The sequence below is a fragment of the Nonomuraea sp. NPDC049655 genome, assembly GCF_044465465.1.
Taxonomy (GTDB): Bacteria; Actinomycetota; Actinomycetes; order Streptosporangiales; family Streptosporangiaceae; genus Nonomuraea.
In genome coordinates this window covers 517750-542194 of sequence record NZ_JBITLS010000005.1, presented here as the reverse complement: position 1 = coordinate 542194, position 24445 = coordinate 517750, and the positions used below count along the sequence as shown (strand labels likewise).

The 24445-nt window shown below is 70.1% G+C and carries 18 protein-coding genes; 8 read left to right on the top strand and 10 right to left on the bottom strand.

Annotated elements, in window-relative coordinates; all coding sequences use genetic code 11:
* Positions 1–66: 66 nt before the first annotated feature.
* On the top strand, positions 67–651 hold the full coding sequence (locus tag ACIBQ6_RS19555) for an aldo/keto reductase (protein ID WP_397213387.1): 585 nt from the start codon (positions 67–69) through the stop codon (positions 649–651).
* 87 nt (positions 652–738) lie between these two features.
* On the opposite strand, the gene ACIBQ6_RS19550 is transcribed toward ACIBQ6_RS19555, so the two are convergent.
* Entirely contained in the window at positions 739–894 is a 156-nt protein-coding gene (locus ACIBQ6_RS19550) for a hypothetical protein (RefSeq protein ID WP_397213386.1), read from the bottom strand.
* A 137-nt stretch (positions 895–1031) separates the two neighbouring features.
* Here ACIBQ6_RS19550 and ACIBQ6_RS19545 point away from each other — a divergent pair, with 137 nt between their 5' ends.
* From ACIBQ6_RS19545 to ACIBQ6_RS19520, 6 genes are all read left to right on the top strand, one after another.
* The gene (locus ACIBQ6_RS19545; protein ID WP_397213385.1) at positions 1032–2060 is read left to right on the top strand and encodes a LacI family DNA-binding transcriptional regulator; all 1029 of its coding nucleotides are present in this window, start codon (positions 1032–1034) and stop codon (positions 2058–2060) included.
* Between the two features lie 67 nt (positions 2061–2127).
* Positions 2128–3387, top strand: a complete 1260-nt coding sequence (locus ACIBQ6_RS19540) for an extracellular solute-binding protein (protein ID WP_397213383.1) — start codon at positions 2128–2130, stop codon at positions 3385–3387.
* A gap of 12 nt (positions 3388–3399) precedes the next feature.
* Entirely contained in the window at positions 3400–4362 is a 963-nt protein-coding gene (locus ACIBQ6_RS19535) for a carbohydrate ABC transporter permease (protein ID WP_397213381.1), read from the top strand.
* On the top strand, positions 4359–5165 hold the full coding sequence (locus ACIBQ6_RS19530; RefSeq protein WP_352321223.1) for a carbohydrate ABC transporter permease: 807 nt from the start codon (positions 4359–4361) through the stop codon (positions 5163–5165). The genes ACIBQ6_RS19535 and ACIBQ6_RS19530 overlap by 4 nt, the downstream gene beginning before the upstream one ends.
* Positions 5166–5191: 26 nt before the next feature.
* Entirely contained in the window at positions 5192–7141 is a 1950-nt protein-coding gene (locus ACIBQ6_RS19525; RefSeq protein ID WP_397213379.1) for a glycoside hydrolase family 127 protein, read from the top strand.
* 105 nt (positions 7142–7246) lie between these two features.
* Positions 7247–8944: a hypothetical protein gene (locus ACIBQ6_RS19520; RefSeq protein WP_397213377.1), complete on the top strand. Its 1698-nt coding sequence runs from the start codon at positions 7247–7249 to the stop codon at positions 8942–8944.
* On the opposite strand, the gene ACIBQ6_RS19515 is transcribed toward ACIBQ6_RS19520, so the two are convergent.
* The 8 genes from ACIBQ6_RS19515 to ACIBQ6_RS19480 all read right to left on the bottom strand — a co-directional run bounded on the left by ACIBQ6_RS19515 (position 8926) and on the right by ACIBQ6_RS19480 (position 21318).
* Positions 8926–9741 carry a hypothetical protein gene (locus tag ACIBQ6_RS19515; RefSeq protein ID WP_397213375.1) on the bottom strand — a complete coding sequence of 272 codons (816 nt, stop codon included), beginning with the start codon at positions 9739–9741 and terminating at the stop codon, positions 8926–8928. The two genes, ACIBQ6_RS19520 and ACIBQ6_RS19515, sit on opposite strands and share 19 nt — an antisense overlap.
* A gap of 60 nt (positions 9742–9801) precedes the next feature.
* Positions 9802–11355 carry a polysaccharide lyase family 1 protein gene (locus ACIBQ6_RS19510; RefSeq protein ID WP_397213373.1) on the bottom strand — a complete coding sequence of 518 codons (1554 nt, stop codon included), beginning with the start codon at positions 11353–11355 and terminating at the stop codon, positions 9802–9804.
* Positions 11356–12890: 1535 nt separating this feature from the next.
* A complete protein-coding gene (locus tag ACIBQ6_RS19505) occupies positions 12891–14459 on the bottom strand; it encodes a cellulose binding domain-containing protein (protein WP_397213371.1) in 1569 nt (522 codons plus the stop codon).
* A gap of 285 nt (positions 14460–14744) precedes the next feature.
* The gene (locus tag ACIBQ6_RS19500) at positions 14745–15860 is read right to left on the bottom strand and encodes an ROK family protein (RefSeq protein WP_397213369.1); all 1116 of its coding nucleotides are present in this window, start codon (positions 15858–15860) and stop codon (positions 14745–14747) included.
* Complete coding sequence (locus ACIBQ6_RS19495) at positions 15857–18175, bottom strand: glycosyl hydrolase 2 galactose-binding domain-containing protein (protein ID WP_397213367.1); 2319 nt, start codon at positions 18173–18175, stop codon at positions 15857–15859. Before ACIBQ6_RS19495 ends, ACIBQ6_RS19500 begins: the two co-directional genes overlap by 4 nt.
* Before the next feature lie 24 nt (positions 18176–18199).
* Positions 18200–19108: a carbohydrate ABC transporter permease gene (locus tag ACIBQ6_RS19490; RefSeq protein ID WP_397213365.1), complete on the bottom strand. Its 909-nt coding sequence runs from the start codon at positions 19106–19108 to the stop codon at positions 18200–18202.
* Positions 19105–19995 carry a carbohydrate ABC transporter permease gene (locus ACIBQ6_RS19485; protein ID WP_397213363.1) on the bottom strand — a complete coding sequence of 297 codons (891 nt, stop codon included), beginning with the start codon at positions 19993–19995 and terminating at the stop codon, positions 19105–19107. The genes ACIBQ6_RS19490 and ACIBQ6_RS19485 overlap by 4 nt, the downstream gene beginning before the upstream one ends.
* A 63-nt stretch (positions 19996–20058) precedes the next feature.
* Positions 20059–21318, bottom strand: a complete 1260-nt coding sequence (locus ACIBQ6_RS19480; protein WP_352321240.1) for an extracellular solute-binding protein — start codon at positions 21316–21318, stop codon at positions 20059–20061.
* A 152-nt stretch (positions 21319–21470) separates the two neighbouring features.
* Between ACIBQ6_RS19480 and ACIBQ6_RS19475 the strand changes: the two genes are divergently transcribed.
* Positions 21471–22514: a LacI family DNA-binding transcriptional regulator gene (locus ACIBQ6_RS19475; protein ID WP_397213361.1), complete on the top strand. Its 1044-nt coding sequence runs from the start codon at positions 21471–21473 to the stop codon at positions 22512–22514.
* 219 nt (positions 22515–22733) lie between these two features.
* Here the strand turns inward: ACIBQ6_RS19475 and ACIBQ6_RS19470 are convergent, their stop codons facing one another.
* Positions 22734–24440 (bottom strand): amylo-alpha-1,6-glucosidase, encoded by a 1707-nt coding sequence (locus ACIBQ6_RS19470; RefSeq protein ID WP_397213359.1) that lies wholly within the window; start codon positions 24438–24440, stop codon positions 22734–22736.
* Positions 24441–24445: the final 5 nt, after the last annotated feature.

The window sequence follows — 24445 nt, the reverse complement described above, 5'->3', positions numbered from 1 at the left end:
GCCGGCTCGCCCTGGGCACGATGAACTTCGGCGACGCGACCGACGAACCCAACCGCCTTCCAGATCATGGACGCCGCGGTGGAGGCGGGCATCAACTTCTTCGACACCGCCGACGTCTACGGCGGCCCCCAGAGGCCGGACATGGACCAGGGGTACGGCCTCTCCGAGGAGATCATCGGCCGCTGGCTCTCCCAGGGCGGCCGCCGGGACCGGATCGTCCTGGCGACCAAGGTCTACCAGCCGATGGGGCTCGGACGGAACGACAAATACCTGTCGGCCCACCACATCCGCCGCGCCTGCGAGGCGAGCCTGCGCCGCCTGCAGACCGACCACGTCGACCTTTACCAGATGCACCACGTCGACCGTGCCACGCCGTGGGAGGACACGGCCTGGACTTCAAGTTCCGGCGTTTCCTGGAAGAACACCGCCTCAGCTACGTGGTCGCGGTGCCCAAGAGCCAATGGGTCGGCACCGACCGGGACGGGGATCGCGCCGACACCGCCACCGCCCAGGCTCCCGCCCAGGCGTGGAAGCGCCGCTCCTGCGGCCGCGGCGCCAAAGGCGAACGGCTGTATGACTTGGCACCGGGGTCGGTGCGTTTCGAGGTCGAGCCCGGCTATCAGCGTTGGCTGCTGGCCCGGCGCAGCCTGACCCCCAACGCCAAGAACGAGACCGGCCTGGACCACTACCAGGTTCGCCGCTTCGACGCCTCCCCCGCCGTGCCCGAGGCCGGCCGCCTCACAGCGGATCGTGGTTACGATCCGGTATCGCCCGGATGGCGAGCACTTGACGGCGGGCGAGCGGTGAGCCAAAGTCGTGCCACATCGTTGAACCGGTTCGCCGAATGCGGCGGCACGAGCGGATTGCCGCCACGGTCGCCTGCTTCTCCACCACCAATTTCACCTCGGTACGGACGGCGAGACAGCGAGACGAAGAGAGCGAGCTGCCACCTCATCGTCGAACCGGTTCGACAAACGAGTGGTCGGCCCGACGAGACCGGAGCCGGTTCGGCAAAGGCGAGAGGACGCAGCATGGCGACGATCGGCGACGTGGCCCGGGAGGCCGGGGTGAGCCGCAGCACGGCGTCCTACGCCCTGTCCGGCAAGCGGCCCATCTCCGACGAGGTCCGGCAGCGCGTCCTCGCGGCGGCCGAGGCTCTCGCCTACACACCGAACGCCGGCGCCCGCGCCCTGGCCACCTCCCAGACCAAGGTGCTCGGCCTGCTCGCGCAGTTCCACGAGGACGAGTTCGCGCCGGCCATGATGCAGTACATCCTGGGCGTCACCGACACTGCCCGCGACCAGGGCTACGACACCCTCCTCGTCACCGAGGCCGACGGTGCGCGGGCGCTGCGCAGGATCACCGACTCGCGCATGGTCGACGGCGTCGTCCTGATGAACATCGCGCAGGAGGACGCGCGCCTGCCCATCCTGCGGGCCGCCCCGCAGCCGGGTGCGCTCGTCGGCCTGCCCGGCGACTGCTCCGGCCTCGACGTGTTCGACCTCGACTTCGAGGAGGCAGGCCGGGTCATGGTGGACCACCTCCACCGGCTTGGCCACCGCGAGCTCATCCTGGTATCGCAGCCGGAGCACGTGGTCGAGCGCGGAGGCGCGTACGTTTGGCGGCTGCGCGACGCGGCGCTCGAACGGGCCCGCCTGCTCGGCGTCACCCTGCACGCCGTCTATGGCGAGTCCCGGCAGCCGGCTGTCGGACGGCTGCTCAACGGCCTGCTCGACGCCCACCCGGCGGCGACCGGCCTGCTGATCAACAACGAGGCGGTGGCAGCGGCGCTGCCGTCGGTCACCCACCAGCGCGGCCTGCGGGTGCCGGAGGACCTGTCCGTCATCGGGCGCTACTCCGCCGAGTTCGCCGCGACCTTCTCCCTGCCCTACTCCTTCATCGAGAGCGCGCCCGACCGCCTCGGCTCGATGGCGGTGCGCCAGCTCGTCCGCCGGGTGGAGTCCTCCGCGGCCCGGCGCGAGCCGTTCGTCGTGCGCTTCATCTCGCCCGAACTGGTCTCGCTCGCGAGCACCGCACCCCCGCGCCCGGCCGCTCCCTGAGGCCGTGCCCCAGCCCAGCACCCGTTCGACGCCGCTCGATGTGAGCGCTAACAATGGAGATCTCGGAATGACCCGTTCATCGCTTCCCACGCGGGCGGTGGTCCTCGGAACCGCCGTTCTGACCCTGTCCGCCCTCGCCGCCTGCGCCTCCACGCCGCCCGGCGGCGGCACGACCGCCGTCGGCGGCGCGTACACCTGGTGGGACCCCTACCCCCAGCACGACGCCGCCTCCGCCTGGGCTAAGCGCGTGGACGCCTGCGCCAAAGAGGCCGGCGTCATCGTCAAGCGCACCGCCTACGACACCACCGCTCTGACCAACCAGGCCCTGCTGGCCGGGCAGGAGGGCAACGCGCCCGACGTCATCCTGCTGGACAACCCCGCCGTCTCGACCCTCGCCGACGCCGGCATCCTGACCACGATGGCCGACTTCGGCCTCGATGTGAACCGGTTCGACAAGAACCTCATCGCCGCTGGCGAGCTCGACGGCAAGACGTACGGCGTCCCCATCGGCGCCAACACCCTCGCGCTCTACTACAACAAGGACATCCTGGACAAGGCTGGGGTCGACCCCGCCTCGATCAAGGACTGGGCCTCGCTGAACGCGGCACTGAAGAAGGTCAAGGCCGCGGGCAAGAAGCCGATCACGTTCGCCGCCATCGGCACCGAGGAGGGATCGTTCCAGTTCCTGCCCTGGTTCTGGGGCGCGGGCGGGCAGCTCACCCGGCTCGACTCGGCGCAGGCCGTGCAGGCGCTGGAGCTGTGGAACTCCTGGGTCAAGGACGGCATCGCGCCCAACTCGGTGCTCAGCAACTCCCAGAACACCACCTGGGAGGAGTTCCTGACCGGCGAGTTCGGCTTCGCCGAGAACGGCACCTGGCAGGTGAACAGCGCCGCGAAGGCGGGCTTCCCGACGGGCGTCGTGCAGATCCCGGCCAAGGACGGCGGCGCCGCCCCGACACCGACCGGCGGCGAGTTCATCACGGTCCCCGTCCAGAAGGACACCAAGCGGTACGCGGCCACCAAGAAGATCCTCGAATGCATGACCACCCCCGAGGGCCTGGTCGAAACGGGTACGACCTTCGCGTACTACATCCCCTCCACAGCCGAGGGCCAGCAGGCGATCCTGGCCAAGGAGCCGGCCCTGAAGCCGTGGGTCGAGGCCGTCCGGTCGGCCAAGGGACGCACCAGCGACAACCTCGGCACCGCGTACCCGAAGATCTCCGAGGCCATGTGGACCGGGGTGCAGAAGGCGCTGAGCGGCTCCGCCTCGCCCGCCGACGCGCTGAAGGAAGCGCAGGCCAAGGCCGAGCAGGCCGTCCGCGGCTGAACCGGACCGCTCATGAGCTCACCTCGTAACGGCGCGGTCGTCACGGCCCGCCGCCCGGTGGCGGCCCGCTCCGCCGCCGGGCGCCGGCGCTCCCGCCCGAGCCCGGCCCGGCGCTGGACGGCCCTCGCCTTCCTTACGCCCCTGCTCGTCTACCTGGCCCTCTTCTACGCCTACCCGCTCTACCGCAACGTCGAGCTCAGCGTGCACGACTACACGCCGCGCGCGTTCGTACGGGGCGACGCGGAGTTCACCGGGCTCAAGAACTACCTGGACATCGTCTCCGACGACACCTTCCTGACGGCCCTCGGCTCCACCGCGCTGTTCACGCTGGTGTCCATCGCCTTCCAGTACGCGATCGGCCTCGCGCTCGCGGTCTTCTTCCACCGGAGCTTCCGGCTGAGCGCGGTGCTGCGGGCGATGTTCCTCGTGCCGTGGCTGCTGCCGCTGATCGTGTCGGCCTCCACCTGGTCGTGGATGCTGAACAGCGACAACGGCATCGTCAACGCCTTCCTCGGCGCGTTCGGGATCGGCCAGATCAACTGGCTGACCTCGCCCGACACCGCGCTGCTCGCGGTCACGGTCGCCAACATCTGGCTGGGCGTCCCGTTCAACCTGGTCATCCTGTACGCCGGCCTGCAGAACATCCCGCCCGAGCTGTACGAGGCCGCCGGCCTGGACGGCACCAACGCCTGGCAGCGCTTCCGCCGCATCACGTTCCCGCTGCTGCGGCCGGTGTCGGCGATCACGCTGCTGCTCGGCCTGATCTACACGCTGAAGGTCGTCGACATCATCTGGATCATGACGAGGGGCGGGCCGGCCGACGCCTCCACGACGCTCGCCATCTGGTCCTACCGGGAGGCGTTCGGCACCGGGCAGCCCGACTTCTCCCCTGCGGCGGCGGTCGGCAACCTGCTCATCCTCATCGCGTTCGCCGCCGGGCTGCTGCACGTGCGCCTGCGGAAGGAGACCGCATGAGAGCGTGGAAGACCGTCGTGGGCGTCGTCCTGGCGGGCGTCATGCTCTTCCCGGTCTACTGGATGGTCAACGTCTCGCTCACCAGGACCGGCGACATGCGCGCCGACCCGCCCCACTGGTTCCCCTGGGACCCGACGTTCGAGGGGTACGCCGCGGCGTTCGGCCAGCAGCTGCCCGCGCTCGCGACCAGCCTGTTCATCGGCCTCGCAACCGTCGCGCTCACCCTGGTCGTGGCGTTGCCCGCCGGGTACGCGCTGGCCAAGCTGCGCCCGCTCGGCGCCCGCGCCATCGACTTCCTGCTGCTGGTCGCCCAGATGATCCCCGCGGTCGTGATGGCCATGGGCTTCTACGCGATCTACATCAGGCTCGGCCTGCTCAACACCGTCGCGGGGCTGGTCGTCGCGGACTCGACGCTGGCCGTGCCGTTCGCGGTGCTGCTGTTCCGCGCGTTCATGGCGGGCATCCCCAAGGAGCTCATGTCGGCGGCCGAGATCGACGGGGCCGGCACCTGGCGCACGTTCCGCTCCATCATCCTGCCGCTCAGCAGGAACTCCGTGATCACCGTGTCGCTCTTCTCGTTCCTGTGGGCGTGGTCGGACTTCATCTTCGCCTCCACCCTCAACCGCAACAGCGACACGATCCCGATCACGCTCGGCATCTTCCGCTACATCGGCAACAACACCACCCAATGGAACTCGATCATGGCGACCGCCGTGATCGCGTCCGTCCCCGCCGCGTTCCTCCTGGTCCTCGCGCAGCGCTACATCGCCGCCGGGGTCACCGCGGGCGCGGTGAAGGACTGAGCGTCATCTTGCGAAAGGCACACGACATGACACCTGGCCCGACGGCCGCCCACCCCGTGCCCGTGCTCCCGTCCCGGGGGCCGGTACGCCCCCTCGGGCTCGCGCAGGTCTCCGTCACGGGCGGGTTCTGGGGCGGACGCCAGGCCGTGAACGCCGCGGCGACCCTGGCCCACTGCGAGACCTGGATGGAACGCCTCGGCTGGCTGGCGAACTTCGACCGCGTCGCCGACGGCACGACCGCCCCCGACCGGCCCGGCTGGCCGTTCTCCGACTCCGAGGTCTACAAGCTCATGGAGGCCCTGGCCTGGGAGAGCTTCCGCACGGGCGACGAGGGGGCCGAGAGCGCGCTCAAGCGGCTCACCGCGCGCATCGGCCGCGCCCAGGACCCGGACGGCTACCTCAACACCTGCTTCGGCCACGGCGACCAGCCGCCGCGCTACAGCGACCTCGAACACGGCCACGAGCTCTACAACACCGGCCACCTGCTCCAGGCCGCCGTCGCCCGCCTGCGCACGCGCGGCGAGGACGAGCTCGTACGCCTGGCCCGCCGCGCCGCCGACCACGTCTGCCGCGCGTTCGGCCCCGGCGGCAGGGACGGCCTGTGCGGTCACCCGGAGATCGAGGTCGGCCTCGCCGAGTTCGGCCGCGCGCTCGGCGAGGAACGCTACGTCGAGCAGGCCCGCCTGTTCCTCGACCGGCGCGGTCACGGCAGGCTCGGCGACATCCCGCTCGGCCGCGCCTACTTCCAGGACGACGTCCCGATCCGGAAGGCCGACGTGTGGCGCGGCCACGCCGTACGGGTGCTCTACCTCAGCGCCGCGGCCGTGGACGTCGCGGTCGAGCACGGCGACGACGAGCTGCTGGACGCGGTGCGGCGGCAGTGGGACCGCTCGGTCGCGCGCCGCACGTACATCACCGGCGGTATGGGCTCGCGCCACCAGGACGAGGGCTTCGGCGAGGACTGGGAGCTGCCGCCGGACCGGGCCTACTGCGAGACCTGCGCCGGGGTCGCCTCGATCATGGTGTCCTGGCGGCTGCACCTTGCCACCGGCGACGTGCGGTACACGGACCTGATCGAGCGCACGCTCTACAACGTCGTCGCCGCGTCCCCGGCCGACGACGGCCGGGCGTTCTTCTACGCCAACCCCCTCCACCAGCGCACCCCCGGCCGCCCCGCCGACGACGGCGGGGTCAGCCCGCGCGCCGAGTCGGGCGTGCGCGCCGCCTGGTTCGACGTCTCCTGCTGCCCGACGAACGTCGCGCGGACCCTCGCCGCCCTGGACGGCTACCTCGCCACGACCGACGACGACGGACTCCAGATCCACCAGTACGCCCCCTGCGTCATCGCCGCGGACCTGCCGGACGGCAGGCGGGTGGCCGCCGAGGTCGAGACCCGGTACCCGGCCGACGGCACGATCCGCGTCCGTATCACCGAGGACGCCGCCGCGCCCTGGACGCTGTCGCTGCGCGTCCCCGCCTGGGCCGAAGGCGCCACACTCACCGACGACGGCCGCGCCCGCCCGGCCGCCCCGGGCACGGCGAGCGTGCGGCGGGCGTTCCGCGCCGGGGACGTCGTCACGCTCGAACTGCCCATGCGTCCCCGGTTCACCTGGCCCGACCCGCGGGTCGACGCCGTACGCGGGTGCGTCGCGGTCGAGCGCGGTCCCGAGGTGCTGTGCGTCGAGTCCCACGACCTCCCCGACCCCGCCCTGCTCGACGCCCTGGTGATCGACACGCGCGGCGGCCCGCTGCCCGACCCGCGCGGCGGCCGCGTCACCGGCCGCTCCCCGGCGAGGCCCGACGCCGGCTGGCCCTACACCGCCACCCGCCCGCACGCCGCGTGGCTCATCCCCGACGCCGAAACCGGCCCGGACGGCTCGGGCGGCGAGGGGTTCGACGTGCCGCTGCGGCCGTACCACTCGTGGGCGCGGCGCGGCCCGTCCGGCATGCGCGTCTGGCTGCCCTCGTCCTCATGACTCGGCCGGCGTCCCGCCCCGGGACGCCGGGCACGGCAAGGGCCGAACGGCATCGGGGGCCGGTCCTGCCCACGTCTCGCATCACCAGCACAAGGAGGCAGAACGATGCACAGAACCAGGGCTGTCGCCCTCGCCGTCGCGGTGGCCGCCGCGACCCTGGCGGCCGTCTCACCCCCGGCCGCCGCGGCCGGCGCGACGCTCACCGTCGACGTCGGCCGCCCGTTCCGGCCGGTCACCCACGTCGCCGCCGGCGGCCTGTACGGGCTCGCCGAGAACTCCCGCCCGGCCGACTCCACCCTGTTACCGCTCAGGGTGAACTCGCTGACCCAGCCCGCCCCCGGCGTCGGCCAGAAGCCGAACGGCCAGCCGCCCGGCGGCGACGCGCTCCTGGTCGCCCCGCAGGCCACGCGCGCCGGAGCGGGCGAGTTCATCCGCATGCCCGACATCTACCCCGACTTCCCCTACAGGTGGGTGAGCTGGGACGACTGGCTGGCCAAGGTCACCACCATGGTCAACGCCCGCCTGTCGGCCACGACGGTCACCAACGTGATCGGCTGGGAGCTCTGGAACGAGCCTGACTGGACCTGGAACACCGCCGCCGCGGGCTCCTTCAACGACGGATGGACCCGAACGTACCGGGCGGTCCGCGCCCTCGACGCACAGACGCCGATCGTCGGCCCGAGCACCGCCGTCTACAGCCGCTCCTGGATGCAGTCGTTCCTGACCCACGCCAGGGACACCGGGACGCTGCCCGACATCATCTGCTGGCACGAGCTGAGCGGCCCTTCCAGGATCGCCGCCGACATCGCCGACTACCGCAACCTGGAGTCCTCGCTCGGCATCAGCCCGCGCCGCATCTCCGTCAACGAGTACGCCACCACCGGCGAGGTGGACGTACCGGGGTCGATCGCCAGCTACGTCGCCAAGCTCGAACGCGGCGGCGTCGAGTCCGCCCACCGCGCCTTCTGGTACGAGTACGGCACCATGAACGGCCTGGTCGTGAACAACACCCAGCCGACCGGCACCTGGTGGCTGTACAAGTGGTACGGCGACATGGCCGGGAACATGGTCACCACCACCTCCACCACGACCACCGGCCTGGACGGCTTCGCGGCCTACGACCCCACCCGCAAGATCGTCAACGTGGTCCTCGGCAACGAGGCCGGCACCAACACCGTCAACCTGACCGGCCTCGGCGCGCTCGGCTCCAGCGTCCGCGTCACGCTCCTGTCCACCCCCGCGAGCGGCCGCTTCACCGCCGTCGCCGCCCCCACCCCGCTGTCCACCACGACCCGCACGGTCAGCGGCGGCCAGCTCAGCGTCTCGGTGCCCGGCATGGTCGCCGGCAGCGCGTACCAGCTCGTCGTCGAACCCGCCTCCGGCGTGCCCGCCTACCAGCAGCGCTACGAGGCCGAGAACGCCTCGGTGTTCCGCGCCCAGAGGCTGACCGCCCCCAGCGCGTCCGCCGGCGGCTACGTGGGCCGCATCGACAACTCGGGCACGCCCCGCACCGACAGCTACGTCGACTTCGTCGTCAACGTGCCGGCGGCGCGGGCGTACACGATGACGATCGGCTACGCCAACGGCACCGGCGCCACCGCCACCCAGGGCCTCGCCTACAACGGCGGCCCCTGGACCACGGTCAGCTACCCGCCGACCGCCGGCTGGGGCCAGTTCGGCGCCACCGTCAGCACCACGGTCACTCTCAAGGCCGGCTACAACGTGATCCGCCTGGCCAAGGGCTCCCCGTACTTCACCGGCGGCACCGGCTACGCCGAACTCGACTACATCCACCTCACCTGACCATGACCTGATCGGCCGGTGGAGCGCTCACCGCCGTGGCGTCCCAATGGGAGAACACGACCTCCACAGGCGTCACGGCGGTGAGCCGCTCCCGCACCGGCCGCCCCTCGCCGTCGATCCTCGCCGTCGATCCACAGCTCGTACGTCGCCCGCTCCCCGAACTCCTCGATCAGCCTGCCGCGCAGCCGCGCCTGCGCCGCCGGATCGCCGGCCCGTACCCGCTCGTACTCGTCCTCGGTGTCCTGCATGGCCGACAGCGGGTCGTACACGTCCAGGAACGCGGCGAGGTCCAGCCCGTCGAGTGCCGCCCGCACGTCCACCGCGACCGTGTAGCGGTCGAGCCCGCCCTCGGAGACCGGGCCGCTCACCTGCCCCCGGGCGGCGAGCATCCCGTGCACCCGGTGGCTGTCGACCAGCTTCATGGCCTCGCCCGTCACCATGCCGAGGACGAACAGGTTGTACGGCTCGCGCTCCGCGGTGATCTTCTCCCAGGGCTTGCCGGGCGCGGGCTCCTCTCCCGCCATCCGCATGTACGCGGCGTCGCCCGTACGGATGAGCCGCCCGCCCAGACCCTCGCCGAGGTCGGCGCGGATGTGGCGGTCCGGACGCCCTTCGTCGCCCCCGCCGAACGACAACACGTCGAGTGACCGCAGGAACCGGACGCCACGGGACGACGGCCTGTTCCGGCTGTTCCACGCCGGATAGGGGCCGTCGAGGATCAGCATGGTCATGAGGCGCTGGCAGTACTCCTCCCTGCCGAGCCGCAGGCGGCGCAGCAGACGGAGAGGGTCTTCCATCGTCACGCCTCATGATCGCACGCAGCGCCCGTGAGCGCAGGGGCCCACGGGCGGAGGCGGTCAGGCGGTGTACGTCTCGAACTCGGCGACCTTCGGGGCGCCGGTCGCGCTGGCGATCCTGAAGGTGATCTTGCTCAGCGAGACCGGGGAGAACGTGATCACGCCCGCTCCGGTGCCGGATTTCAGCACCGCGCCGGTGCCGCCGTTGAGGACCTGCCAGGACCCGATGGTCCCCGACGAGCCGGACGCCTCGCGGATGACGATCGCGGACACCGTCCTGGCGGAGCTCCACTTGATCGAGATGTCGCCGGTCGTGCCGTTCGGCGACCAGTACGTGCTCAGGTCGCCGTCGCGGACGTTGGCGTAGCTGGTGCCGTCGGCCTTGCTGGAGCCGTCGGAGCCGGCGCCGATGCTGAGGTTGGTCCCGCCGGGGGTGGGGCCGGTCGTCGGCGTGCTCGTCGGCGTCGCGGTGGGGCCGGTGGGAGTGGCCGTCGGGGTCGTCGGCGTGCAGCTGCCGTCCGACACCTGCAGGCCCTTGCCCGCGCCCGCGGTCCGGCGGACGACGTCCGGCACGCAGTTCGCCGGGTCGAGGCTGTAGGAGTAGGGGATGGAGACGGTGATGGTGGAGCGCGTGTCGGGGCCTGCCGGGTGGTTCTCGGCGCCGGGCGCGGACCAGGTCACGTTGTCGAAGACATTGCCGGCGACCTGCCAGTAGCCCAGCTCGTCAGTGTAGAAGGTGCCGAGGACGTCCTTGGAGTCCTCGAAGTAGTTGTTCTCCACCTTGGCGCGCGCCCCGGCCCGGGAGTTGATGCCGGACTTGTTGAGGCTCACGTAGTGGTTGTCGAACATGTGCGCGATGCCGCCGCGCAGCAGCGGCGCACGGGAGTCGATGTTCTCGTACAGGTTGTGATGGAAGGTGATGTAGCTGTTCGACAGGTCGCTCTCACTCGACCCGATCAGCCCGCCGCGCCCGGAGTTGCGCAGGACGCTGTACGACAGGGTGACGTACTGGGTGTTGTCCTTCATGTCGAACAGGCCGTCGAAGCCCTCGTCCTCGCCGCCCGAGGCCTCCAGGGTGACGTGGTCGACCCAGACGTTGCGCACATCGCTCTCCATGGAGATGGCGTCGCCGCCGTTGGAGGTGGGGGAGCCCGCCTTCTTGACGTTCCTGACGGTCACGTTCTGGACGATGATGTTGCTGGATTCGCGGATGTGGATGCCGAGCTGGTCGAAGACGGCGCCGCTGCCGACCCCGACGATCGTGACGTTGCTGATCTGCTTGAGCTCGATCAGGCCGCTGTTGGTGTTGCAGCTCGGGCCCGACACCTTGGTCGTGTTGCCGTGGTTGATGGTGCCCTCGACCTGGATGACGATCGGGGTGGAGCTGCTGGCTCTGCTGCACAGGGCCTGGTGGATCGCGGTGCCCGTGGTGGCGCGTACCGTGGACCCTCCGGCGCCGCCGGTGGTGCCGCCGTTGCCGGTCGCGAAGCCGGTGGCGCCGCCCGCGGCGGCCGACGCCTGGAATGCCGGTAGCGCCACGCCGATCAGGCCCAGGCCCACGACGGCCGCTGTGGCCAGCGCCGTGTTGAGCCGCCATGCGGTCGCTCGTCTCATCGTCATCTCTCCTTCTGGTGCTCGCAGCGGTTAAACAGGTGGGCAAGCGCTTTCCGGAGAGTTGGGCAGAGTTAAGCACGCGCCGCCATGCCTGTAAAGAGGCGACCGCACGAGCCCGCAGCCGTGAAAGTTACATCGGACAAATCCGGCATCCGCGCAAGGGGCTGAAGCCCGGGAAACGTCCGTGACCTGCGCCTCATGTCCACGCGCCATGTCACACCTGCATGCCCTTCTGCGAGATCGCTGCGTGCGTTTGCAGCCTTCGAGGTCTCGCGCCTTCTCCCGCCGCCGAAGCATGTGCTTGACTCGCACCAAAGGGACGGAAAGCGCTTACCGGAGAATTCGCGCCAACCCCTCTCGAACGGAGTTCGACGTGCCTAACAACAACCATGTCGGCCGCAGACGGCGGTCGTCCTGACCGCGGGCCTGGTGACCGCCGGCGGCCTGGTGACCGCCGGCGGCCTGGTGGCCGGGTTCGACACCCCGGCCGTGGCGGCCCCGTCCACGGGTGACGGCCGCCGGCCCTCCCGCTCCTGAGCGCCTCGCCTCGGATCCGGCGAAAGTGGACCCGCTCAAGCACCGTCAGGCTCCCTGCGGCCCGGGCCCCTTCCGGCGCGACGCATCGCCCGGAGCCTTACGGAGCAGTTCGACACCATGCGCGTCATCTGCCGCTCCGAGCATGGACGCGCTGAACTGGACGCCCCGCTGTTCGGTTGTCACTCGGGCGAGCCGGCCACCGGCGATGATCTGGCCTGTGCCGGGTGGCTGGCGGTCGAGGGCCGCAACAGTCTGCGGGTCGGTCTCGCGATCGCTTCGACCGCCCGCCTGACATGGTGTCGGACCCTCGCCCCGGCTGGTCTGCCTTGTACAGCTCGTTTGAGGAGATGGCCGAGGCCAATCGACATGCGGCGGAGGAGGGGCAATCAACGGCGACCCATCGCCGCGCTCCCGGCCGCGAGGAGACGACAGCTGAGTACGGCTGGCGCGCCGACCTGAGCCTCGCCGGGCTGGTGACCTGCGGTGGGTGCGGTTGCGGCCTGGTACGCGTGGCGGCGCGCGTGCGGGTGCCGGCCGTGGCCTGCTTCTCGATCACGTCGTCGTCGAGCCTGCCGATGGGCCGGGGTTCGATGTCGCGGCCCGGCTGTCGCTGGCGTGGCGCTCGGCCTGAGGCATGGCGCGGTCACGCCCGCCCGTCAGCGTCGCGCTCGCCTCCAGGCGACTCGATGAGATCACCGTGGTCCACCTACTCGGTGATCGCTTCCTTCCCCAAGATGCAACCACTCGTTGACTGGCAGCTTGACCGGCACTCTTCACAACCCCGCCGACTCCTCCGCACTCACTCCGAGACAGGTCGCCGAACTGCCGCAGCGGAGGCGGCACCAATGGTCGCCGATCAGATTACGCGCAGGTTGCCAGGAGCTCCGTCGTCATGATGGCATGCTGCCGTTGGGCGACCCACCCCGTCATACGCTGCTTTCCCTGGGATCTTCGCGTTGACGGTGAAGAACCCAGGGAAGCGGCAGCATCTCCGACGTCTACCTCGCCACCGCACAGGGGATGGCGTTGAGGGTGAAGGTCTCGGGGACGCCGTTGGTGCCCTGGACCGAGGAACCATTGAGGCCGAAGCTCACCGTGCCGCCGGCAGCGATGTTCGAGGTCCAGGACTCGTTGGTCACGGTGACCTGCCGGCCCGACTGCGTGGCCTTGGCGTTCCAGACGCTGTTGATCGTCTGCGCGGCCGGGAAGGCGAACCGCAACGTCCAGCCGCTGATCGCAACGGCGCCGTTGTTGCGGATCGTCACCTCGGCGTTGAAGTTCGATCCCCAGTCGGACAGCCCGTACGAGACCGTGCAGGCGGAGGGCGTGGGAGTCACCGTGGGAGTGGGGCTCGACGTCGGGGTGACCGTCGGGGACGGGCTCCCGGTCGGGGTGACCGTCGGCGAAGGGCCGGGGCCGTTCCTGGCGACCTGGCGGTCGGAGTGGGCGCGGAAGGCGGCCAGTTCGGGAGCGCCCTGGGCGACGCCGAACTTGCCGTCGATCTGCCGGTCTTGATACCACCAGAATCCCGTCCCGTCACCGCCCTCCGCCTCGAAGGTCTGGAAGATCGCATTCCACCACAGCGTGCGGTCCACGTTGTGCACGTTGAACTCACCCAGGTAGAACGGCTTGCCGATGCCGTCGTGCGACTCGCGGATCCAGGTGCGTACCAGCGCCTGGGTCTCCTCGATGCTCAGATCGGCCCACTGCTCGGTCGGGTAGGGGTGCGCCGAGGTGAAGTCGATGTAGGGCGACTGGTGGATGTAGACGAAGGGGTTGCCCTCGTCGCCGCCAAAGCCGAATCGCGTCTCGTGTGCCTCCAGGCCGGTGCCGAGCAGGTGGTTGGCGTCGATGCCCTTGATGAAGGCGCCCATCTCGTCGACCCACTTGCGCAGAGTGTGGCCGGACTTGTTCTCCTCGGGGCTGACGTCCTGGTAGCGCGGCTCGTTCATCAGCTCCCAGGCGACGATGGCCGGCTCGTCCTTGTACTTAACGCCGCTGTAGTGGTTGGTCCGGTTGAGCACGTAGCTGACGTAGTTCTTGTAGGAGGTGAAGCAGCCGGCGCAGCGCGTCTTGTCAAAGAAGGCCGCGCGGCCGGGGTGCCCGCCGGACAGGCCCTCCCACCGGAGCCGGGTGTCGATGCCGCCGTAGGCCTCCCAGTAGTTCTCGAAGACGGGCAGCAGCTTGACGCCGTGCCGCTTGGCCGACTCGATGACGTAGTCGAACAGGGCGAACTGCTGCTCGTTGTAGACGCCCTTCTCCGTTTCGAAGCCGTGCCAGCTCTCGTGGTTGAACAGCCAGGTACGCAGCACGGTCACCTTGTCCGCCTGGAGGCGGGCGAAATGGGCGTCGATGCGGGCCTTGTCCATGTACTGCGTCTCGGTGTCGCCCGAGGCGCTGCCGTACGTGAAGAGGTCGTAGGTGTTGGCGCCGGCGAAGAAGAAGGTCTTGCCGTCCAGACAGAAGTGCACACCGCAGCGGTAGGCGAACCCGGGCGGAGCGGTGGCGGCCGCGGAGGGCCGAATCGCGAGGAGTCCGGCTCCCGCGACGACCAGAGCGATGACCACGGCCCACACGATGGGGCCGCGTGCTACAGGGGGGTGGGCGTTCATACCTCCAGTGAAATTCTTAACCAGTTAAGTTTCAAGAGGTCAGGCTAATTCAACGCGATATTTGGGTGGCCATCATGGACCGATCCAAATTAAGCTCGACCCGAAACACGTCGCCCTCGGCCCAGACCCCATGCACCCACGAGAAGGAGGCTTCCCCAGAAAGACAGCTACTGCTTCTACCTGCACAGATCCCTTCACGACAAGATAATTCCAGGATATCCACCATTGAGTTCAGCCTCTTCACCAGCGCGGATCACAGCGAGCCTGATTCGTCGGCAGAAATGACCGCACGGCGAGGCCGGCGCGGACGACAGTGTCAAAACTTCCCATGACCTCCAGGCAGGCTGCGGGCGCCGTCGGTGGCGTGTTCACGCGCGGGCGCGACGGTCCCGGCGTCGGTCTGCCAGTTCCCGGCCGCGCCGTCAGCGCGGCGGGCTTCATGGTGTGCTCCTTGGCGGGTTCAGGACGAGAGCGGCGGCCCCGAGCAGTCCGGCGTCGCGGCCCAGGCGCGTGGGCTCCCACCCGCAGGCGGCGGAGGAAGCCGAATCCGCGTACTCCTCCACCGCCCGCCTGAGCGGGCCGAACAGAGTCGGCCCTGCGGCGGCCACGCCCCCCGCCGATGACGACGTGGTCGAGGTCGAGCAGGACGGCTGAGCGGAGGATGCCGTTGGCGAGCGCCCTCGTCGCGCGCTCGAAGGCCCGGGTGGCGATGACATTCCCAGCCACCACGTCCGCCGTCAGGTGCTTGGCGTCACGCCCGTCCCAGCCCTGGTCGCGGGCCCAGGCTGCCATGTTGGGACCGTCGGCGTGGATCTCGACGCAGCCGGTCGCGCCACACGGGCAGGGCGGTCCCCCGGGGTCTGCGGCGAGGTGGCCGATGTGCCCGATGTGCCCGGCGTTGCCGGTCGGCCCGGTGTACGGCAGGACGTCCAGGACGATGCCGCCGCCCACTCCCGTCGAGACCACCAAGCCGAGCATCGCGCGTGCGGTGCCGGAACCGCCGCGCCACCACTCCCCTAGGGCCATGCACCGGGCATCGCCGGCCAGGCGCACCGCACGCTCGGACAGCGTCTCCCCCACCGTCTTGACGAGCGGGAAGTCCCGCCAGCTCGGGATGTCAACCGGGCTGACGGTGCCCGCGGCCGGATCGAGTGGCCCGGCCGAGCCCACGCCGACCGCTTCGAGGCACTCGGCGGGCACGACCCGAGTGATCGCCTCGATCACGTCCAGCAGCGTCCGCTCGGCCGGCACGGCGGGTTCGAGCAGCAGCTCAGCGCGGGCCGGCAGCTCGCCATCGGCCGAGACGGCCGCCGCAGCGAACTTGGTGCCGCCGAGATCCAGTGCCGGCACGGTCATGGTCTCGCCTCGTTGACGCAGCGCAGGACCGGGTGGCCGACCAGGGCGGCCGGGTCCAGCTCGCGTTCGGTGGCCACGCGGAAGGTGATCGACTCGCCGGGCAGGAGCGTGACGAGCTGCTCGTCCACGGTGGCCGCCGGGTCGAGCCGGTCGGGGAAGAGCGCCAGTTCCCGCAGCAGGGTCCGGGCGGTGACGGTGACCGCCACCCCGTCCGGCTCCGCGGTCACGCGCGTCTCGTAGGCGGCGACCGGCAGGCCGGCCCGGAGGTCCTCGGCGAAGAAGTGCAGCCGACGCCGCTCACCCAGGGTGATCGCCACCAGGTCGGCGTCCGGGCCGCCGAGCAGCGGGACCATGGCCGTGGACCGCGCCGGCACCTCGACAGCGACACTGCCCTTGGCCAGCGTCCGGCCGTCGAAGGTCAGCCGGTGTTGCTCCAGCTCGCCGGACCAGACCTCGGCCGAGTCGTTGACCACGACGACTTCGCCCTCACGCACGGTGAGCAACCGGTCGGCGTATACGCGGCGCAACGCGTACCACAGCGGCTTGCGCCGCCCGCCGCCGTCCACCGCCGCCCACGACACGACCGGCCAGCAGTCGTTGAGCTGCCAAACGATCGTGCCCATGCAGACGGGCAGTTGCGCGCGGAAGTGCTCGATGCCGAAGGCGACCGCGCGCGCCTGGTTGACCTGGGTGAGATAGTGCCAGTCGTCGAAGTCGCGCGGCTGGGGCAGGTGCTCGCCCAGGCCGCGCAGCAACTTCTGCTCGCCGTCGATCGCCTTCTGGTGCCCGGCCGGCGGCTCCTGCGTGCTCCCCTCGCGCAACGTCGCGTACGTGGGCGGCCCCTGGAAGCCGAACTCGGCGACGAAGCGCGGCCGGTAGGTGGCGTAGCGGGTGTAGTCCTCGCGGTTCCAGACGTCCCAGATGTGGATCGTGCCGCGCGCCGGGTCGTTCGGCGGCAGGTCCGGAGCGCCCGAGTAGGGACTGCCCGGCCAGTACGGGCGGGTCGGGTCGAGCTCGGCGACCACCTTGGGCAGCAGGTCGAAGTAGAACCCGGCGCCCCACGACAGCTCGCCCAGCTTCTCCCGCCAGCCCCAGTCCTCATGGCCCTCGATGTTCTCGTTGTTGCCGCACCACAGCACCAGGCTCGGCCGGGCGCTGAGCCGCGCCACCTGCTCGCGCGCCTCGGCCTCCACCTCGCTCGCGAACGGCTCCTCCTCCGGGTAGGCCGCGCAGGCGAACGGGAAGTCCTGCCACACCAGCAGGCCGAGCTCGTCGGTCAGATCGTAGAAGTCGTCGCTCTCGTAGCGGCCGCCGCCCCAGACCCGCACCAGGTTGACGTTGGCCTCGACGGCCTGGGTCAGCCGGGTGGCCAGCCGGTCGCGCGTCAGCCTGGAGGGGAAGCAGTCGTCGGGGATCCAGTTGACGCCGCGCACCGCGACCGGCGTGCCGTTGATCTGGAGGGCGAACGCGCCGCCGGTCTGGTCGAGGCGCACGTCGCGAAAGCCGATCCGCTTGCGCACGACCTGCTCGCCCAGGCGCACGGTCAGGTCGTAGCGGTACGGCTCGCCGTACCCGCGGGGCCACCACAGCCGCGGCTCGGGCACCTGGAGCCGCAGCACGCCCGCCCCCGCGACCTCGGCGGAGACCGTCACCCCGGCCACCTCGGCGCAGACCGTGCCCGTGCCCGCCACGACGACGTGCACCTCGACCCGGCCGTCGCCGTGCACCAGCGGCCGGACCTGCGCCAGCCGCGCCCCGCTCCAGCTCTCCAGCCCGATCGGCTGCCAGATGCCCGAGGTGACCAGCGTGGGCCCCCAGTCCCAGCCGAAGTTGCAGGCCATCTTCCTGATGAACTGGTACGGCTCGGCATAGGCCCCCGGCCGCTCGCCCAGCTCGGCCCGTCTCGCCTCGGCGTAGCCGTACGGCGATGCGAACCGCACCTGGAGCGTGTTGACCCCCTCGACCAGCAGGTGCCGCACCGGGAAGCGGTAGGAGCGGTGCTGGTTGGCCGTACCGCCCACCTCGACGCCGTTGAGCGTGATCGTGGCCACGGTGTCAAGCCCCGCGCAGACCAGGTCGGTGTGCTCGTGCCCGTCGCCGGCCCAGATGAACTCGGTCCGGTAAAGCCAGTCCGTGCGGCCGATCCACCCCAGCCGATCCTCGTTGTCGTCGAGGTAGGGGTCCTCGATCAAGCCCGCGGCCAGCAGGTCGGTGTGCACGCAGCCGGGTACGGCGGCAGGCACGCCGGTGATCCGGACGTCCTCCGAGACGGCCGAGAGGGTCCAGCCGTCGTGCAGCGGACGGTGAGTGCTCAACGTGGTTTCTCCTAGAGACGGGTGTCAGCCCTTGAGGCCGGACATCGCGATGCCACGGGTGAAGTGCTTCTGGAACAGCAGGAAGAACACGACGGTCGGCAGCGAGGCCAGCAGCGAGGCCGTCATGATCACGCCCATGTGCTGGGCGCCGGTGAAGGCGGAGTTCAGCCTGGCCAGGGCCACGGGCAGGTTGGCCATCTGATCGCTCTCGACGATGATCAACGGCCAGAGGAAGTTGTTCCACTCGTTGAGCATCACGAAGATCGACATTGCGGCGAGCGCAGGCCGCAGCAGCGGCATGACCACCTGCCACCAGATGCGCCACTCCCCCGCGCCGTCGATCCTGGCGGCCTCGATGAGGTCGTTCGGGATCGACTGGAGGTACTGCACGAGGAAGAAGACGACGAACGCCTTGGGGATGGCCGGGACGACGTAGCCGAGATAGCTGTCGATCCAGCCGAGGTTGCGCACGACCAGGTAGTTGGGGACGAGCGTGGCCTGCCAGGGGATCATCATCGAGCCGAGGATCATCAGGAAGATCACCCGGCGGCCGGGGACGCGGTGCTTGGTGATCACGTAGGCGGCCAGCGAGGCGGCCAGCAGCGCCAGCACAGTGATCACGGTGGCGATGAGCACGCTGTTGATCGCGAAGCGCCAGAAGCCGAGGTCCACCTCGGTGAAACGCTGGAACAGCCCGGCCACGTGGCCGGGGTTGTCGGCCGCCGGATTCCAGTCCGGGTCGCTGAAGCCGACGGTCGTCGGGTTCTGCGGCACGAACGAGGGCGGGTTGCGGGTGATCTCGAAGACCGGCTTGAACGCGGTGATCACCATCCAGTAGAACGGCACGATCATCGTGAACGCCAGCAGGTAGAGCGGCGCCTTGGCCCAGCGGATGCGCGTGCGAGGCTTGGCCGCCCGGTGCAGGGCCGTCATCCCAGCTCCTTCGTGGTCCGGCCGAGGCGCAGTTGCACCAGGCTGATGGCGAAGATGACCAGGAAGAGCGTCCAGGCGATCGCCGAGGCGTAGCCGAGCTGGAACTTGGTGAAGCCCAGGTCGTAGAGGTAGGGGACGATCATGAGGCCGGAGTCCATGACGCCGCCGACGTTGCTGACTGAACGGAACACGATGTAGACCGCCTCGAACACCTGGAAGGCCGCGATCATCGTGGTGATCACGACGTAGGTGGTGACCGGGCGCAGCAGTGGCAGGGTGATGCCGGCGAACTGCTGCCAGGTAGTGGCGCCGTCGATCCGCGCGGCCTCGTAGTACTCCTCCGGGATGGTGTTGATCCCGGCGACGAAGATGACCATCGCGTAGCCCATGCCGGACCAGGCGGCCATCAACACCATGATCGGGATCGTCAGAGACGGCGTGGCCAGCCAGGCCACCGGTTCGCCGCCGAACCAGCCGGACACCGTGTTGGCCAGGCCGTAGTCCTCCGCGGCGAAGATCCAGCGCCACATCAGGAACAGCGCGATCGTCGAGGTCACGGAAGGCAGGAAGAAGACGGTGCGCATGATTCGGTCGCCCCAGCCCTGGCCGCGGAAGGCCAGCGCGAGCAGGAGCGCGAACGTCGTGGTGAGCGCCACCGCCGCCAGGACGTAGACCAGCGTGTTGGACAGTGCCCGCAGGAAGCGCTCGTCCTCCAGCAGGCGCGCGAAGTTGGCCAGGCCGACGAACTCCGGCGGCCTGACGCCGTTGAACTTGGTGAGGCTCAAGTACAGCGAATTGATCAGCGGCCAGATCAGGAAGCCCGCGAAGAGCGCCAGGAACGGCAGGAGCATCACGACGGAGGTGAGAGTGCCCCTCTTGGTGGCCATCGGATCGCCTTTCGATGGTGAGGACGGGCCGGTCGGGCCAGGTGACGACCGGCCGGGGGCGGATCAGCCGGCGTTCTGCTCCATGATCTTCGCGGCGGCGTCCAGGGCGGCCTTGGGCTCGGCCTTGCCGTAGATGACCTCCTGCAGCTTCTTGGTCACCTCGGCCTGGCTGGTCTCCCAGCCCGGGCAGTTCGGCGGGCCGTACCCGGAGGCGAAGGCGGCCTTGATGGCCTCCACCTGGTCCGGCGTCACGGGAAGGTTGGCGATGTTGTCGGTGAGCGGCGAGATCCACAGCACACCCCTGGTGGCGGCGGTGTCGGTGATCACCTTGACCGCCTCCGGGGTGTAGAGGGACTTCAGGAATTCGGCGGCCTGGGCGGCGTGCTTGCTGTAGGACATGACGCCGGCGATACGGCCGCCGATGAAGGCGCCAGCGCCGGCCGGGCCGACGGGCAGCGGGGCGGTGGCCCACTTGTCCTTGATCTTCGGCTGGGCGGTGTCGATGGCCTTGATCTGCCAGCTTCCACCGGACACCATGGCCACACCGTTGGCCAGTGCCGCCGGGGTCTCCGCCGTCTGGGTGGGCGCCTTGTGCTTCTTGTAGAGGTCGGCCCAATAGGTCAGCGCGGTGACGCCGGCGTCGTTGTTGAGCGCGGGCTTGCAGTCCGGTGTGTAGAGAGTGCCGCCGGCCTGACGCAGGAAGTTGAAGTACTGCAGCCAGTCGATGTTGCCCCAGTCCATCGAGTAGGGCACCTTGACGCCGTCGGCCTTGAGCTTGTCCAGGGCCGCGGTCAGTTCTTCCCACGTCTTCGGCGGCTTGAGGCCGGACTTCTCCAGCAGATCCGTGCGGTAGTAGGTGAGGTACACCGTCATGTCGAGCGGCGTGCCGTACACGGCGCCGTCGCGCGAGGTGATCGACTCCCAGACGCCCTGCTGAGTCTTGGCCTTGATCGCCTCCGGCAGCCCGTGGTCGCGCAGATCGATCATGCCTCCGAGGGCTCCGAACTCGATGCCCCACGACAGGCCACCGGAGACGATGTCCGGGCCGGTCTTGCTGGTGGCCGCGGCCAGGACCTTGGCGTGGCCGTCGTCCCAACTCAGCGCCGAGACCTTGATCTTCACGTCGGGATGGGTCCGGGTGTAGAGATCCGCGGCCTTCTGGACGGCCAAGGCCTCGTCCTCCGACCCGGTCATCCAGAACGTCAGGTTGGCCGGGCCCTCCGCCGGGGCCTGCCCCTGCTTGGGTGCAGTGCTGGTCGCACAGGCACCGGCCAGCAGGCCGAGCGCGACGACAGTCACCGTGGCCGTGCGGCGCCTCTTCACGGTGTCCTCCTGAGAGTGTGGGGGGTGCTAACTTAACCGTGTAAGTTGCGCCTAATGTAGGAGTGGCATGGCAACCTTGTCAACGCCGGATTTCCCAGGGATTACGACGTGCTAAATTCAGCTTGGTTTACTTAACTAATTAAGGAGCCTCGGTGAAGCGTCCAACCATCGCGGACATCGCGCAGCGCGCCGGAGTGTCGAAGGTGGCGGTCTCCTACGCCCTGAACGGCCAGCCGGGTGTGTCGGAGGCCACCCGTGCGCGCATCCTGGCCATCGCCACCGAGATCGGCTGGCGGCCCAACAGCGCGGCCCGCGCCCTGAACGGGGCCAAGGCCCGCACGATCGGCCTGGCCCTTCGCCGGCCCGCGCGCACCCTCGGCATGGAGCCCTTCTTCATGGAGCTCATCAGCGGCATCGAGGATGCGTTGTCGATGCACTCCTACGCCCTGATGTTGCAGGTTGCCAGGGACCACACCGAGGAGATCGAGTTGTACCGCCGCTGGTGGGGCGAGGGCCGCATCGACGGAGCGATCCTGGTGGACCTCCATGCCGATGACCCGCGCATCCCCGTGGTCCAATCGCTGCACATGCCCGCGGTCACCATCGGCCACCCGTCCGTGTCGGGCTCCCTCCCCGCGGTGTGGTCCGACGACGGCGCCGCCATCCGGGAGACCGTGCAGTACCTGGCCGCCCTAGGACATCGCCACGTCGCGCGGGTCGCCGGCCTGCCCAAGCTGGCCCACACCGCGATACGTGACCACGCCTTCGCTGCCGTCTGCCAGGCGGCCAGGGTCGAGGAGTGGACGATCGAGCACACCGACTACTCCGGGGAGCAGGGCGCACGCGCCACCCGCCGGCTCATCACCTCACCGCGCCGACCCACCGCCATCGTCTTCGACAACGACATCATGGCAGTGGCCGGCCTGTCCGTCGCGCAGGAGCTCGACATGAACGTTCCGGGCGAGCTGTCCATCGTGGCCTGGGACGACTCGCCGCTCTCCCAGGTGGTCCGGCCGGCGCTCACCGCACTGAGCCGGGACATTCCGGCCTACGGCATGAACGCCGCGCGCACCCTCATGGCAGTGATCGCCGGAGAGCGAACCGAGCATTTCGAGGATGTGGCGCCCCATCTGACTCCGCGGGCCAGCACCGGGCCGGCACCTACCCGGCACGACATTCCCGAAAGCGATTCGTGAGCCTGTGATCTCGCGCTCGGCGGCGGAGCAGCGGAGGCCCACACGCGTACGCGGGAGCAGCGTTGTGCGCCAAGGCGGCCCGCCGTCCTGAACAAGGCGGCAGCCAGGCGGCTTAGACGGTGCTCCGCGACACGCCCGCCCGCATGGCGATCTCCGCGATGTTCACCCGGTCCCCGCGCCGACGGGACGGCGAGCCTGGCTCGAATCGATGTCACGAGATCAGGAGGGTCCCAAGGCCGGGTCAGGCCGCTGCCCGCGCTGCCCGCGCTGCTCGCGCTGCTCATGGGCGCCCGCGAGGATGAGGTAGGCGGCGGCCGTCCAGGTGTAGGCGCGGTCGCGCAGTCCTTCGCCGGTGCGCGCGTCGAAGTTCTCCGCGAACCCCGACTGCTCGCACAGCCTGCGGAAACGGGCGCTGATCTCGTCGGCCAGGGCGGTGTGGCCGGCCCGGCGCAGGCCGTCCTCGACGAGCACGGTCGACGGGGCCCAGATGGGCCCGCGCCAGTAGCCGTCGTCCTGGTAGTGCTCGGAGTCGGGGTGTTCGGTGGCCGGTCCGTACGCGGTGAGGTGTGACTCGATGCGGGCGGCCAGCGCCGTGTGCACCGGTTCGGGCAGCTCGTCGCCGAGCACGATGGGCATGAGGTCGAGCAGGCTGGAGGTGGACCAGGTGCGTCCGCTACGGGCGCCACGGGTGACGAACCGCTCCCCCGTCCAGAGCTCGGCCAGCAGCGCGTCCCGCATGCGGTCTGCGGCGCCGGACCAGTGCGCCGCCCTGCCGGGGTCGGGGGCCAGGCGGGCCAGTTCGCGCATCTGGAGCACGAGGAAGGCGGCCAGGTCTGCGGTCTCGACGACGCGCTCGGGGTCGAAGGTGGTGGCGTTGTCCCAGCCGCTGTCGTTGCCGTGCTGGTAGTGCGGCAGCTCGCGTCCGGGGGCGCGGCGGGCCGTCAGCCAGAACGTGGTCCAGCGTTCCAGCAGCGGGTAGACGTCGGGCGCCGGAGGCAGGCGGCGCAGGGCCCAGCCGTGCACGGGCGGCTTGACGAAGTTGTAGAGGATCTCCGAATGGGTGACGGAGTCGGGCAGCGCGCCGGCGTCATCCTGGTGGTCGAAGGGCAGCCGGAACTGGTCCCAGGCCAGCTCGGGCAGGCCGCCCGCCAGGGCGATGGCGTTGAAGCAGTGGTCCCAGCTCCACACCTTGTCCATCCAGTGCTTCGACATCAGCACAGCGGGCCTGGTGACGAACCCGGCGGGCCGGACGGTGGCCGACCACAACACGTAGGCGGCCAGTTCGGCGGCGGGCGTGCCGTCGCCGCGCCAGGGCGCGACCGCGTCGGCGAAGGTGTCGAACTCGGCGCGGGCGGCCTTGGCCACCTGGTCGAAGGTGCCGCCGGCGCAGGAGTAGGGGGCGCGGGCGGTCTCGTACTCCTCGACGGCGATCTCCCACTCGCCGTCCAGGGCCAGGCCGCGTTCCGCGGTGCCGAGGGCCTGCGCGCCGAGCGGCTCGGCGTCCCCGGCCAGCACGGTGATCCGATAGCGGCGGCCGGTCTGGTAGACGGTGAAGACGTACGAGCCGTCAACGGGATCCTGGTAGAAGTACGGCCCGCTGAACGGCGTCAGAACCGGATCGGCGGCCAGCACCCGCAGCCCGAGCCCGCGGCCCTGGACGCGTACGGTGTCGGCGCCCTCGTAGGCCAGGCGGATCAGCCCGTCGCCGGCGCTCCAGGTGAGCTGGTGCGGGGCGGCCGTGACGGCGGCGTCCACGGCGGGGACCAGCCGCAGGACGGGGTGCATGCCGGTCTGGTGGGAGACCAGGTGCACGTCCTGGGCGTAGGTCTTCTCGGCCACCACGGGCGAGAAGCAGAACCAGGATCCGCGGTGGCTGAACGGGATTTCCCGCAGGGAGAACACCGGGCCGGGAACGGCGACGGTCATGAAGT

What these genes read in the sequence shown, in the direction of transcription:
- ACIBQ6_RS19555 (WP_397213387.1), top strand. Translation starts at nt 67, where the DNA reads ATGGACGCCGCGGTGGAGGCGGGCATCAACTTCTTCGACACCGCCGAC.
- ACIBQ6_RS19545 (WP_397213385.1), top strand. Translation starts at nt 1,032, where the DNA reads ATGGCGACGATCGGCGACGTGGCCCGGGAGGCCGGGGTGAGCCGCAGC.
- ACIBQ6_RS19540 (WP_397213383.1), top strand. Translation starts at nt 2,128, where the DNA reads ATGACCCGTTCATCGCTTCCCACGCGGGCGGTGGTCCTCGGAACCGCC.
- ACIBQ6_RS19535 (WP_397213381.1), top strand. Translation starts at nt 3,400, where the DNA reads ATGAGCTCACCTCGTAACGGCGCGGTCGTCACGGCCCGCCGCCCGGTG.
- ACIBQ6_RS19530 (WP_352321223.1), top strand. Translation starts at nt 4,359, where the DNA reads ATGAGAGCGTGGAAGACCGTCGTGGGCGTCGTCCTGGCGGGCGTCATG.
- ACIBQ6_RS19525 (WP_397213379.1), top strand. Translation starts at nt 5,192, where the DNA reads ATGACACCTGGCCCGACGGCCGCCCACCCCGTGCCCGTGCTCCCGTCC.
- ACIBQ6_RS19520 (WP_397213377.1), top strand. Translation starts at nt 7,247, where the DNA reads ATGCACAGAACCAGGGCTGTCGCCCTCGCCGTCGCGGTGGCCGCCGCG.
- ACIBQ6_RS19515 (WP_397213375.1), bottom strand. Translation starts at nt 9,741, where the DNA reads ATGGAAGACCCTCTCCGTCTGCTGCGCCGCCTGCGGCTCGGCAGGGAG.
- ACIBQ6_RS19510 (WP_397213373.1), bottom strand. Translation starts at nt 11,355, where the DNA reads ATGAGACGAGCGACCGCATGGCGGCTCAACACGGCGCTGGCCACAGCG.
- ACIBQ6_RS19500 (WP_397213369.1), bottom strand. Translation starts at nt 15,860, where the DNA reads ATGACCGTGCCGGCACTGGATCTCGGCGGCACCAAGTTCGCTGCGGCG.
- ACIBQ6_RS19490 (WP_397213365.1), bottom strand. Translation starts at nt 19,108, where the DNA reads ATGACGGCCCTGCACCGGGCGGCCAAGCCTCGCACGCGCATCCGCTGG.
- ACIBQ6_RS19485 (WP_397213363.1), bottom strand. Translation starts at nt 19,995, where the DNA reads ATGGCCACCAAGAGGGGCACTCTCACCTCCGTCGTGATGCTCCTGCCG.
- ACIBQ6_RS19470 (WP_397213359.1), bottom strand. Translation starts at nt 24,440, where the DNA reads ATGACCGTCGCCGTTCCCGGCCCGGTGTTCTCCCTGCGGGAAATCCCG.